Origin of the sequence: Rhizobium vallis (genome assembly GCF_003985155.1) — a bacterium.
Classification (GTDB): domain Bacteria; phylum Pseudomonadota; class Alphaproteobacteria; order Rhizobiales; family Rhizobiaceae; genus Rhizobium; species Rhizobium vallis.
In genome coordinates this window covers 1-12,624 of the sequence record NZ_ML133721.1, presented here as the reverse complement: position 1 = coordinate 12,624, position 12,624 = coordinate 1, and the positions used below count along the sequence as shown (strand labels likewise).

At 57.7% G+C, this 12,624-nt stretch carries 10 protein-coding genes and 2 pseudogenes; 2 read left to right on the top strand and 10 right to left on the bottom strand.

The window, feature by feature from the left end; genetic code table 11:
* Window positions 1–239, top strand: a pseudogene (locus EFQ99_RS35410) (hypothetical protein); the annotation flags it as partial.
* 96 nt (window positions 240–335) lie between these two features.
* Here EFQ99_RS35410 and EFQ99_RS34415 read toward each other — a convergent pair.
* A complete protein-coding gene (locus tag EFQ99_RS34415) occupies window positions 336–1,346 on the bottom strand; it encodes an IS30 family transposase (RefSeq protein ID WP_008536882.1) in 1,011 nt (336 codons plus the stop codon).
* 108 nt (window positions 1,347–1,454) lie between these two features.
* A pseudogene (locus tag EFQ99_RS34410) lies at window positions 1,455–1,703 on the bottom strand (biotin/lipoyl-containing protein); the annotation flags it as partial.
* Between the two features lie 620 nt (window positions 1,704–2,323).
* Between EFQ99_RS34410 and EFQ99_RS34405 the strand changes: the two are divergent.
* Window positions 2,324–3,052, top strand: coding sequence for a carbonic anhydrase (locus EFQ99_RS34405; RefSeq protein ID WP_042120140.1), 729 nt, complete (start codon window positions 2,324–2,326; stop codon window positions 3,050–3,052).
* A gap of 607 nt (window positions 3,053–3,659) precedes the next feature.
* Here EFQ99_RS34405 and EFQ99_RS34400 read toward each other — a convergent pair.
* The 8 genes from EFQ99_RS34400 to nifD form a co-directional block, all read right to left on the bottom strand.
* A complete protein-coding gene (locus EFQ99_RS34400; RefSeq protein ID WP_097603737.1) occupies window positions 3,660–4,592 on the bottom strand; it encodes a cation diffusion facilitator family transporter in 933 nt (310 codons plus the stop codon).
* 221 nt (window positions 4,593–4,813) lie between these two features.
* Window positions 4,814–4,900 carry a hypothetical protein gene (locus tag EFQ99_RS36385; protein ID WP_237350514.1) on the bottom strand — a complete coding sequence of 29 codons (87 nt, stop codon included), beginning with the start codon at window positions 4,898–4,900 and terminating at the stop codon, window positions 4,814–4,816.
* Between the two features lie 729 nt (window positions 4,901–5,629).
* Entirely contained in the window at window positions 5,630–6,118 is a 489-nt protein-coding gene (locus tag EFQ99_RS34385; RefSeq protein ID WP_097615967.1) for a NifX-associated nitrogen fixation protein, read from the bottom strand.
* A 3-nt stretch (window positions 6,119–6,121) separates the two neighbouring features.
* On the bottom strand, window positions 6,122–6,616 hold the full coding sequence (gene nifX, locus EFQ99_RS34380; RefSeq protein ID WP_008536565.1) for a nitrogen fixation protein NifX: 495 nt from the start codon (window positions 6,614–6,616) through the stop codon (window positions 6,122–6,124).
* Entirely contained in the window at window positions 6,613–7,968 is a 1,356-nt protein-coding gene (gene nifN, locus EFQ99_RS34375; RefSeq protein ID WP_097603744.1) for a nitrogenase iron-molybdenum cofactor biosynthesis protein NifN, read from the bottom strand. Before nifN ends, nifX begins: the two co-directional genes overlap by 4 nt.
* Window positions 7,969–7,977: 9 nt before the next feature.
* Window positions 7,978–9,468 carry a nitrogenase iron-molybdenum cofactor biosynthesis protein NifE gene (gene nifE, locus EFQ99_RS34370; RefSeq protein ID WP_011053415.1) on the bottom strand — a complete coding sequence of 497 codons (1,491 nt, stop codon included), beginning with the start codon at window positions 9,466–9,468 and terminating at the stop codon, window positions 7,978–7,980.
* 59 nt (window positions 9,469–9,527) lie between these two features.
* Window positions 9,528–11,069 carry a nitrogenase molybdenum-iron protein subunit beta gene (nifK, locus tag EFQ99_RS34365; protein WP_004677342.1) on the bottom strand — a complete coding sequence of 514 codons (1,542 nt, stop codon included), beginning with the start codon at window positions 11,067–11,069 and terminating at the stop codon, window positions 9,528–9,530.
* A 123-nt stretch (window positions 11,070–11,192) separates the two neighbouring features.
* Window positions 11,193–12,624: nitrogenase molybdenum-iron protein alpha chain (nifD, locus tag EFQ99_RS34360; RefSeq protein WP_126907100.1), on the bottom strand; the 1,432-nt coding region annotated here is incomplete at its 5' end.

Below are 12,624 nucleotides of genomic sequence, written 5' to 3'. Positions count from 1 at the left end.
CATCGATCTTCGGCACCCCACAGTACACGCTGCCTGTGGACGACTTGGGAGGATTTGTCCCTCCGAGCTGGCAACACGGCAATCAACCGGTACCAGATGACCTTCTGCCTGCAATGTACTTGTTTGACTTGCTGCCGAGCGCGGACAAACCCACCAACTTCAGTATCCATGGTGTGCCCTACACGGCCACTCTGGGGCCATCAGGCATGCAGAGCGACATTTACCTTTTCCTGCAATAGGGTGGAGATGGATCGAGCAATAGATGCCAGTCGTTCTTACATTCTAACTTTGCGGTGTGAGTTCATGCTGAACCGCGACTTGCGGGCTTGGTCAAGCTAACCTGCATACCGCATCTGGGCGAGCAGTTTCTTGCGGAAGACCTCTGCGGGCGTTCGATAGCCAAGACATTTGCGTGGCGTATCATTGAGCCGATTGCAGACGTCGATCAGGTCGGCGTCGGTCACGGACAGTGGATCGACCTCTCTCGAAAGCCATTTCCGGACCCGGCCATTGGTGTTCTCGACGGTGCCTTTTTGCCAGGGCGATTGCGGATCACAAAACCAGGTTTGGGCGCCGATGCTGGCTTGCAGATACGGCCAGTCAGTGAACTCCGTCCCCCGGTCGAAGGTGATGGAACGGCGAGCAAGGTGGGGCAGGGCCTGCAGTGCTTGAACAAGGCCGTCCATGACAGGACGGGACTGACGGTCATTGTTGCGCAGGAAGATCGCGAAGCGGCTGACTCGTTCGACCAGCGACGTCACATTGGCCTTGCCGAACTTTTTCCGAAACTGGATCAGGTCGCATTCCCAATGCCCAAACTGCTTGCGCTCGGCAACGACATCGGGGCGCCGCAAGATGTTGAGTTCCGGGCTAAACCGTTGACCATGCTTGCGTCTGGCATGTCGTGGTCGGCGTCGCGCACGATGCTCCGGTAGGTGCCGCCACAGCTTGATGGCGTGCCCGTCGGGCGAATATGCGAACTTGTAGATCGTCTCGTGGCTGACAGAGATCGGATGGCGTTCCAGGCGCATGCGTCCTGCAATCTGCTGTGGCGACCAGCCGTGTACGATCCGGTCGATGACAGATTGTCTGACGTCAGAGAAGCGCGCCAGCTTCCGCAGCTTCGTACGCCGGTCACAAGCGATATCATGCGCTGTGACGCAGTAGTAGCCGTTGAGATCCGGAACATCGTTGTCGATAAACGTGTTGCGTTTGATCTCCCGAAAGATCGTCGAACGATGCCGGCCGAGCTTCTCGGCAATACTCTCAACGCTCAGGCCAGTCATTCGCCACCGGGCGATCTTGCGTCGTTCATCCAGATCAATATGGGAGTAGGTCCGTTTCATTGCATCTTCCTTGCGAGTGATAACCCATTGGTATCATTCGCAAGTCGCACTTCATCCTTGAACCCACCCGGTTACAACACCAAATAGCATAATGCATGTTATGGAACTTTACGCTGAACCGGCCGCGATAGTTACAAGCAGGTCCTTGGCATCGATCTGGTCGCCGGCTTTGACGAGAACTTCGGCGATCGTGCCGTTCTCCTCGGCGTGAATTGCCGTTTCCACCTTCATCGCTTCGGTCGACACCAGCACATCGTCGGCATTGATCGCCTGTCCGGGCGACACAAAGACGCGCGAGATGGCGCCCGGCATCGGTGCGCCGACATGAGCGGCATTGCCGGGTTCGGCCTTGGGTGCGAAGACGGCGGCCGGTGACGCTGAGGAATTTTGCGAGCTCTTGCTGTTGGTTCCTCGCGAACCCGAGCCGCATCTCGTTGTGCACCTAACCGGCTCGGCTCACGTGACAACAAACACAAGAACATCTGGTTGTTTCTATCGAGTTTGGCGCAGGAGGCGCAGGAGGAAAATCAACATGACTGTCGCGGCTAGGCCCATGATTGCCAAAGCGTATAGGCCTGTGGAAAAACCTCCGGGGTGACTACGGAGATACCCTATAACGAACGGCCCCACAAATGCTCCTAGGTTCCCGAGTGAGATAATGAATGCGATCCCGCCGGCGGCAGCGGAGCCACTAAAGAAGCAGAAGGCAGCGCCCAAAGGGTCCCTTCCAACCCAATATGCCGCGCATGAGCATCCCTCGCCAGAACCCGTCAGGGCCGGGTTGATCTACCGTACGGCCGGGGCAATACTCCAGGATTGGCTTAGCTCCTCCGATGCGTCAAAATTCCGCTTGATGAGTGCCATATCAAGGCATAACCAATCGGCCATTCTCCGATTCCCGGAGAATTGCCGGACATGACTTGGAGCAGGTGCCATTTCTCCGCAGCCATCCCGGATATTGCAAAAGGACCGATACCATGTGCTTTGAATGCAATTCCTCCCCACTCAGCCGTCGCTCCCTGCTGAAATTTGCCGGCATCGGAGGCGTGGCCGTCATGACTGCAGGCTTTGACATGACCATGCCGGCATTCGCCTCGAACGCTCCCGCCCTCCTGCCGGATGAAGCACTGGCAAAACTCCAGGAAGGCAACAAGAAATTCGTCGCCGACACGGAAGCCTGCGCCGCCAATATTTCCAAGCGCCGGCAGGACGTCGCCAAGAGCCAGGCACCTTGGGCGATCGTGCTGACCTGTTCCGACAGCCGTGTCGTGCCGGAACTTGTATTCGGCGGCGTGACGCTCGGCGAACTCTTCGTCGCCCGCAATGCCGGAAACGTGGTCGACACCGATGTGCTCGGCACGATCGAATATGGCGCCGAACATCTGCATGCGCCGCTGATCGTCGTCATGGGCCACAAGCGTTGCGGGGCGGTCTCTGCCGCCTGCGAGGTCGTGTCCAAGGGCACCAAGCTCGATGGCTCAATCGGCAAGATGACCCAGCCGATCCTGCCCGTGGCTTTGGCGGAGACCGATCGCGGCGACAATTTTGTCGACAAGACCGTCCATGCCAATGCCTTCAACGGCGCCGAGCGCATCCTCACCGAAAGTGCGATTGTTTCTCGCCTGGTCGAGGAAGGCAAGGTGAAGATCGTGCCCGCCTATTATGATCTCGATACCGGCGTGGTCGATTTTCTGCACAAGGTCTGACCTACGAGGCGACTTCATGTTGCCGACGGCTATCCGCGGGCGCCTCGTCGCGTTCGCGGAACCATAGTCGCTGATGACCCTTGCCGCCCGCAGCATCACCCGGCGGGTTACGCGGGCCGGAGCTGAGGTCGCGAGCTGGCTGCCTGGGCGACGCTCTTCTGGAAATTTCCGACCATACGCCTGCGCAACTTGGTGAGCTCAATCGACAGGTCCGACAGCTGCGCGATGACATCTATCGGAACCTGGGCAGCTGGGCCGCGCCCTCCTGAGCCAGTACAAGGACATAGGCGTCGCTCGTTTCAAAGAACGCGAGACAATCGGCCTCCGGCAGGATCTCAACAAGATCAAGACGGCGAAACCGCCTGTGGAGCTTGAACGCAAAGGCGCGATCTGGGTTCAGCCAACCCTATTCGCTGAATCGAGTATCGCGCCTGGAGGCATAACGGAAAACTACGGCATCGAAACTGGCCGCATTGATCGAAGATTGGTACGAACCGTGAAATTGACGCATGGTGGCTGGAAAAAACGCCGAGCTATGCATCCGGTTCGAGGATCACGCCCGTTATGGAATGCCTGCGATACAGGGCTCCAAATTCGGTTCAAAATCCTAATCCGCCCACTCAGGATCGGTTGTAAAGGCGATGGTGAGCCGACGACTCGGACCCTCGTTACCAATCGCGAGCCCGATTTCGTCACGAATCTTATCCCATTCCTGCAATTTCCTCGCCGGGAGGTCCTCTGAGACAACGAAATGTAGCTCGATTTGCCGGCCTCGGCCGACCCGGGCCACATAAGCCCGGTGGGATATGAATCCATGTCGTTCGATGATTGTTTTGGCGACCGCGTCAACTTGTTGTTTGAGATCTAATGGCGTAACAAGCAGTATGTCGGCGAGCGCTCGCCGAACCGTGCCCGCCGGAATGGGAATGATCACAATGCAGATTAATGCCAGCGCGACCGGGTCAATAAACGGCGAGATCCATTCGTAAGAAGACCCCTGAATGAAATATCCGATGGCAAACGCGACGAGTAACCCGATCGTTAGCCCGGCGGACATCAGCCAAGCTTTCGTATCCAGGGCAACGAAATCAGATTTGATCTTACGATTAGCTCGATCACCAATAACCCCCATGGTGGCTGTCACACCGAGTGTTACGACGGCGTAGACGATCGCTTGACTAAAGTTGAGCGGACGTCCCCCATGCAAAATGCTGCCGATTGCGTTGACAAGTGCGTAAACAGCCGACCCGGTTATGAGAATGCCGTTGAGAGCCAAGACTATGGGCTCAAGATGCCAGAACCCCATCGTGAAATGCTCGATAAGTTTTCCTTTGCTGGAGGGCGCTTCGGATGACGCGATGAGCTTTGTAACAAGCAGAGCTACGACAGTCATAGCAGCGTCCGTCAATGCGTAGACACCATCGAATATGATTGCGGACGAACCTGAAATGATCCCGAACAAAATGCCGATGCAGGCAAGGAGGATGGTAACGGCAATTGAAACGCAGAGAAGCCCCTGCTCCGTTCTCATGAAATTCATAGGCTCAGCCTTATAACTTACGTTTCTTTATGGTCCTCTGGACGCGGTACAGACCATCCAATTCAGCTACTGAAGCGAGCACATCCACTTTTGGATCAAGGTACCTTTTTAAATTCAAATGCTGACCTCTCCTGTCCAGTGGGCTCGCATGAGCGTCTTTCACATACCTGGCCACAAGACAAAATCGCCTCGCTGTGTTCTGGCAGTGCGGCCTCGACTATCTAAACAAGGGCCAACTTTGCTTTGCAGGTAAAGCGGGGCTGGACATGATGCACGACACGGAAGGACGCATGAACATAGTCCAGCACTTCGCTGACGGTCTCGCCGCCGCGAATGAAGTCGGAGCCACCACAGATAGGGCATGAGCAGGCCACCTGTTACACGTCATCATGGCACGGCCGAGGTTGCAGAGCTTGCGCGGCGATAGGGCTCTCGACGCATCCACGTCATCCGGCAGGTTGGAATTCCGTTGACTCATGGTTGGATCTGATTGGATGAGAGGCGTTCCAAAGAACGCCGAGGTTTTCGCCCTCATGATAGGCTGTGGCTGACACCACGTTCTAGTCTAGCGATGATCGGATCGTCTAGCCCTTTGGCGACTCCTGTAATTACGGCTGGATTGCCAGATGGAAAAGAGCAGGCTTGCGATATACGCCCACTGAAGAAGCAACAAACTAGCCACCATTGCAACGATGACTTCGTGGATGGAATGCCAGACGAAGTAACTCGTTAGTGCCTTCGCCCAGACGACGAGCAGCAGGAGGCCGCAAAAGATTGTGAAACGCAACACCGTTCTCCTGATTTGTTCGCGAGATTGCGCAGCAATGTCGTCTGCGGCAACGAGAGTCTGGCAGTTCTTCAGGCGGCAACCGCCGCGTGGTTGAGAGCCATGATCATGCCAGTGAGCTCACCATCGAACTCTCGTTCTGGCCATTGCAAATGCTGAGATTTTGGCAGCGGCGGCGGGACTGCAGCTTGCGGACCTTCTTCAGCTGCTCCACAATGTCTGACATGATCTCTTTCCTCGAAAATTGATTTCATGATGCCCGCGCCACGTCGGGATAGGTTTCGATAACTTCAATAGCGTCATCGACCATTTTCGTGCCGGTCTCGGCGAGCTTGCCTAGCGTCTCAAAGCCGAACCGGTGGACATCGCGCAGGGTCTTCGACAGAACGACCAACCGTCCAGTCGTCAAAAGCAAGCGGCCAAAGCCCTCATGGCCGATCGTCATGATCGGCGATGCCAACAGGCCTGTGCACTCTTCGATCACAAGCCCCACGCAACTGTAAAAGTTCTGTAGCCTCCACAGCACATACGGATCCGGATCGCCTATGATCGGGATCTTACGGCGCTGCTCCTTGGTGAGGATGAAGTCGGCCAGCAGGTCAGCGTCCGATTTGCCTTCCCACGCCCCATGGGCATCCTGAGCGCGAATGAGCCTTATCAGGCATCTGAGAAAAGGGGTGGCGAGATCCCCATCTTCGTTGACAGCAGGGCCATTCGTACTTCCTGTCAATGTACCCATTTCTTAGTCCTCCTCATCGAAAGGCTTCTTTTCAATGGCGCCTGCTTCGGTTAGCACCTTGCGTAACCAGGGTGGCGGAGTAGTCCTGAGCATCGCCCGAGTTCGCGACAAAACATCTTCGATCAGTTGAGGATCGGATACTTTAATTGGGTGGATTTTGGCCGAAACAACTCGGGCTGCCGATGGCCCACCGATCGCCAGACAGAACAATAAGTGACAACCTTCCAACGCCTTCACCTTCGGGTTAATACGATCGACGTCCTCGTTCCGATGCTTTCCGCTCTGGTCGGAAACGTCTTCGAAGTCCAGGACTTCCACCAGTTTCCAGTCGTCGGGACTCACATCATAGACGACGAAACGTTTTGCCGATCCGAAATGGGCGTCGAGAGATTTCATATCTTGAGTGGCGATTGCGACGCGCAACGCGCCAGCCTTCCGTTTTGGAGCTGACGAGTGAACCCCGTCAGGGACGAGGGAAAGGCGACGAGCGGCGATCATCTAGGCAGTTCTCCTTTGCGGGAGGGATCAAGCGATCCAGGACACGGCGCGCGCTGATTGGCCTGGAAGATGTTGGAAACATCGAAGATCAGGTCGCGCGTTCCCTGATAGAGACTTGTGAGCTTATGCTGGCTGCCGAGTCGGTCGAATATCGGGAAGCCCACCCGCATGAGCGGAATCCCAAGGCGCTCCGCCGCTTGTCGTCCATGCGAATGCGTGACGAGAAGATCAGCGCCGACGGCAAGTTCTTCGAGATCGCCAAGATCACCGACCTGGAGCGATTCGGCCGGCATTTCCGCGAGTATTTTTGAGGTGCCGGTCGTGGTGACCGCTGCCGCGATTTCGGCGCCCATGCCGGTGAAGAAGGTAGCGAATTGGTAGAGCTGGTCCGGCTCCACAGCAATTGCGATCTTCTTGCCTCCGAAATGGAAATGTCCGTCGAGCAGGGCGTCCTGCAGCTGTGCTCGGCGACGGCGGATGTTTGCTGGCACTGGCGCACCAGAAATCTCAGAAAGAAACGAGACGAACCGGTCGGCTCGTTTCAATCCTGTCAGCGACTGGAACAATGCGTAAGGGACTCCCGTCCGGGTCCGCAGTAGCTCTGCGGGGCGGCGCATATGCTCGCCGATCGCGATACATTGCGCCGCCGTGCCAAGCTCTTGTATCTCGTCGACGGGAGTACCGCCATAGGTGGTCGGAACCCAACGATCGCCGGGCACCGTGCCGTCGAGAGAGCCGGAAATGTCCGGCAGGATCACCGGCTTCAGACCGAAGCTTTCGACCGTTTCGCGCAGAAGCTCGATGTCAGCGACTGTCAGATGCCATCCTGGTAGGATCGCAATCTTCTTTTGGTGGCGGCTCTGCTCGCCTGGAGTGGTGATGCGCTCGACCATAGAGATGACGGCCTTCGCCCATCCCTCTTCGATCGCTCCCTCGAAATCCGGGGTATTCGCCAGCACAACCTCCGTACCCGCGAGCTCATCGGCACGATCCCGCTTGATGTTGGCGAGATCGCCTGCGAAATCTTCGCCGCGGGTTTCCACCAGGGCTGTCGTGCAAATTCCGATCAGCTTGGGTTTTGCGCGCCTCTTGAGATTTAGGATCGCCTCTTCCAGATTGCCTGCGCCGCCAAGAATGGTCGCCACTGCGTCCAATGCCGTTGTCTGCAAGGGAATGGCTTCCTTAAAGTGCCGGACTAAAAGTACCAGCGCCAAGCTGGTGCAGCCCTGGCTGCCGTGGAACAGCGGCACGGCACGCTCGACGCCAAGAAAGGCGAGCGCGGCGCCGAGCGGCAGCGACGATTTCAGCGGATTGACCGCAGCTGATTTGGTCTGGGGAAAGACTTGAACCATCGGCTTTCCTCAACGCTTGCAGAAGCTGCCGGCGACCGCGCCGACAAAGTTTTGCAAGACGTACCCAGTCTCGTTCTCGCTCTTGGTATTCGTCAGTTCTTCTTCCACCGCATGCTGGCATTCCCACGGTGCCGGCTCCCGCACCTCCATCCAGATCGGATTGTGAATAGCAAGATCGATCTGGCGAACGAGCTCCACCATGCCGTCATAGCCGGCATAGGGGTGGTGGCGTTCCTGGTTGATATCGAGCCAAGGTGTCTTGGCCTTCAGCGCGATGAATTGCGTGCGCCCGCCAGACAACATGATGTCGGCTTTACCGTCGGCGAGCATGTTATAAAGCTCGCGCGGCGCCATTGACTCGAACAGGTGGTTTTCGTCTTTCAGGAGTTGCTTGATACGTTCCTTGTCTTCAGGCGTGGATTTCTTGACCGAGGTGCCCACGATCTCGATGCCCACCTCCATCAGCGCATGGACAACCGACCAGGACTTGACGCCGCCGGTGTTGAGCAACACGCGCTTGCCTTCAAGCCTTGGTCGATATGCTGCGAGTTTCATCCAGGCAATCGCCTCCTCCTCCGCGATCAATGCCTCGGTGCGCTCGAGGATTTCGGGATCCGCCCCCTGCATCACGAGCAGCTTGGCGATCTGTCTGAGTGCTTCCGAGGTGTCGGTAATTCCGTAAAAGGAGCCTTCGAAGAACGGGATATCCCACAGCTCCTCCATTTTGCGGGCGAGGTTGATGAGTGCTGTCGAGCACACCAACATGGACGCCTTGGCGCGATGCGCAGAAGCAATGTCAAGATATCGGGCGTCTCCTGGAATGCAGGCCCTTACTCTGATCCCCAGCCGGTCAAGAAGCGGCTTTACCAGCCAAAACTCGCCGGATAGGTTGAACTCACCAATGATATTGATGTCGTAGGCGGTCACGTCGTTCGGCTCTACGCTGCCGATCACATGATCGAGCAACGCTTCACCGGCGAGCTTATTGCCAAGGTTCTTGGAGCCGGCAAAGCCCGGTGCGTTGACCGGCACCACCGGAAGGCCGAATTTTTCCGCGGCCCGCTTGCAGACGACCTCGATGTCGTCGCCGATCAATGCTGTCACACAGGTCGAATAGACGAAAATCGCCGGTGGAGCATGGGCCTCCTTGATCTCGCGGATTGCTTTAAAAAGTTTCCGCTCGCCGTGCCCCATCACCACTTCGGTTTCAGTGAGGTCGGTCGTGAAACTGGTGCGCCAGAGCGTTGGACCTGAGGAAGCCGATCCGCGGTTGTCCCAGGAATTGCCCTCACAGCCGAGAGGCCCATGGATCAGGTGCGCGACGTCGGTGATCGGCTGCAGCACGATCTTGGCGCCATCGAAAGCGCATCCGCCGGCTGCCGCCCCGGGGATCAGCGGCTTCGAACAGCCGTTTTTGCGCGCCTTGGAATCCTTGCTGCGGTTCTTCTCGCAGGCAGGCTCGTCGAAGACATCCTGGACTTTAGCATTGAGCAAGGGCATTGCGGTCTCCAAGTTCAGATGAAGGCAGGCCGGCCTCACAAGGCCGACCGCCGCCGCTCCTAGCGGGTCAGGTCGTAAGAATAGTCCGTCACACCCGGCTCGCTCGTCTCGCGATCGAGCTTGTCGAAGATCTTGTCGAGGATCGTCGTCAGGACGCGCAGGCCGCCCTGGTAGCCCATGAGCGGGAAACGGTGGTGATGGTGCCGGTCGAATATCGGAAAGGTCAGCCGGATCAATGGGGTGCCGGTGTCGCGCTCGAGATACTTGCCATAGGAATTGCCGATCATAAGATCAACCGGCTCGGTAAAGAGCAGCGAGCGCAACGCCCACAGGTCCTTGCCCGCCCAGACCTGGGCATCCTTGCCGAAGGGCGAGGATGCGAGCAACGCCTTCATCTCGGCTTCCCAGGCCGACGTGCCGTTGGTAGCAAGGCAGTGGGTCGGCTCACCGCCGGTTTCCAAGACGAACCGGGCAACGGCGTAGACGAAGTCAGGATCGCCGTAGATCGCGTATTTCTTCCCGTGCAGCCAGGCTTGGCTATCTGCCATAGCGTCGACGAGACGGCCGCGTTCCAGGCCGATTGCCGGAGGAATTTCCTTGCCGGTAATCTCCGAGACCTTCATCAGGAATTCGTCGGTCGCCTGAACACCCAGCGGATAATGGAACGAAGCCGTAACCTGACCGACCTCCTTGCAATATTCCAGCGTTTTGCGCGTGTTATAGTGCTGCAGCGACAGGGTCGCTTCGGCATTCAACGCCGTTTTCAAGTCCTCGATCTTCGTGCCGCCGTCATACATGCGGTACGTACCGTCAGACGGCGTGTCGAACTGGTCGGAGGCATCCTGGATGAAGATGTAGGATACGCCCATCATGTCGAGCAGGCGCTTCAGTTCGCGGTTGTTGCCGACGCAGAAGCCGTCGAAGCCGGGAATGATGTTGATGGCTTGAGCAACCTCCTTCCGCTCGTTGCCTTTCCAGAAGTTCTCCAGAATGCCCTTGATCATGCCGTCATAGCCATCGACGTGGCTGCCGACGAAGGCAGGCGTGTGGGCGAAAGGAACATCGAAGTCGTGCGGGACCGACCCTTCGTTCTTTGCGTTTTCGATGAAGCCGTGGAGGTCGTCTCCAATGACTTCGGCCATGCAGGTGGTCGAGACGGCGATCATCTTCGGATCGTAGAGCTTGTATGTATTGGCGAGCCCGTCGACCATGTTCTTCAACCCGCCGAACACTGCCGCGTCCTCCGTCATCGAGGACGAGACCGCCGATGAAGGCTCCTTGAAGTGACGCGACAGATGCGAACGGTAATAAGCGACGCAGCCCTGGCTGCCATGGACGAAGGACATCGTTTGCTCAAAGCCTGCGGCTGCGAAGACGGCACCGAGCGGCTGGCAGGCTTTGGCCGGGTTCACGACCAGGGCTTCGCGGCCCAGGTTCTTTTCGCGATACTCCCAGGTCTTCGTGAAGTCGTTTTGATCGGCAACGACCTGATCCGGGTGGGGGCATTCGAAATTGGCTTTCTTCTCGGCGAGCATCTGCCTGTATTCCGGCTCGCGGAACAGGGGAGCATGGTCGAGAACTTTTTCCGCCGACTGCGGCATAGTAAGCACCTTTCTTTTCATCGCGCCGCACCGGTGGCGGCAATGGGATGTCATCTGTCACGAGTGCGGATCAAGTCCGATGGGAAGGGCCTGGCCTGCCCCCTTCCAAGACAGGCCAGGCTCTCATTCGGCCGCAACCGCCTCAGCTGGCGCGGCCTTTTTTTTCCAGGGGACGTCGTAGAGATCCCACACCGGATTATTGATGGCCAGATCCATGTCGCGGGCGAATATGGCGAAGCCGTCATAGCCGTGATACGGGCCGGAATAATCCCAGGAGTGCATCTGGCGGAAGGGGATGCCCATCTTCTGCACCGGATACTTCTCTTTGATGCCGGACCCAACAAGGTCGGGGCGGATGCCTTCGATGAACTTTTCCAGCTCGTAACCGGTCACGTCGTCATAGATCAGCGTACCCTTGTTCACATAATGGCCGGTGCGCTGATAGTCGTCGTTGTGGGCGAACTCGTAGCCGGTGCCGACGATCCGCATGCCGAGGTCCTCATAGGCCGTGATGACGTGGCGAGGACGCAGGCCGCCGACATAGAGCATCACCGTCTTGCCTTCGAGGCGCGGCCGGTACTTGTCGACGACAGCATCGACCAGGGGCCGGTACTTGGTGATGACAGCCTCGGTCTTGTCGACGATTTCCGGACCGAAGTGCTTGGCTATTTCGCGCAGGGAGGTTTCGATCTGGGACGGACCAAAGAAATTGTATTCCATCCACGGGATGCCGTATTTTTCCTCCATGTGCCGACAGATGTAGTTCATCGAGCGGTAGCAGTGGATGAGGTTCAGCTTGGCCTTTGGCGCGCGCTCGACCTCAGCGAGCGTGGCATCACCCGACCAGTTGCCGACCACGCGCAGCCCCACCTCCTCCAATAGAATGCGCGTAGCCCACGCGTCGCCACCGATATTGTAGTCGCCGACGACGTTGACATCGTAAGGGCCGGTCTCAAACTCGACTTCGTTCTTGTCGAAAACCCAGTCACGGATGGCGTCGTTGGCGATGTGGTGGCCGAGCGATTGCGAGACGCCGCGGAAGCCCTCGCAGCGTACCGGCACGATCGTCTTTTCGTGCTCCTTGGCCTTCTTGCGCGACACCGCCTCAATGTCGTCGCCAATCAGCCCGATCGGGCATTCCGACTGCACGCTGATGCCGTTGTTGAGGGGGAAAAGCTCCTCGATCTCGTCGATGACCTGTTCAAGCTTCTTGTCGCCGCCGAACACGATGTCCTTTTCCTGGAAGTCTGAGGTGAACTGCAGCGTCACGAACGTGTCGATGCCCGTCAGGCCGACGTAGTAGTTGCGGCGTTGCGACCAGGAATAATGACCGCAACCGACCGGCCCGTGCGAGATGTGGACCATGTCCTTGACCGGCCCCCATACCACGCCTTTGGAACCGGCATAGGCGCAGCCGCGGATCGTCATCACGCCCGGAATGGACTTGATGTTCGATTTGACGTCGCATTCGGAAAGGGCCTTCGGCTCATCGCCAGGCTCGTCGCCGCTCGTTGCGACGCTGAGGTGCTTCTTGCGGCGCTTCGCCGCCTTGTCT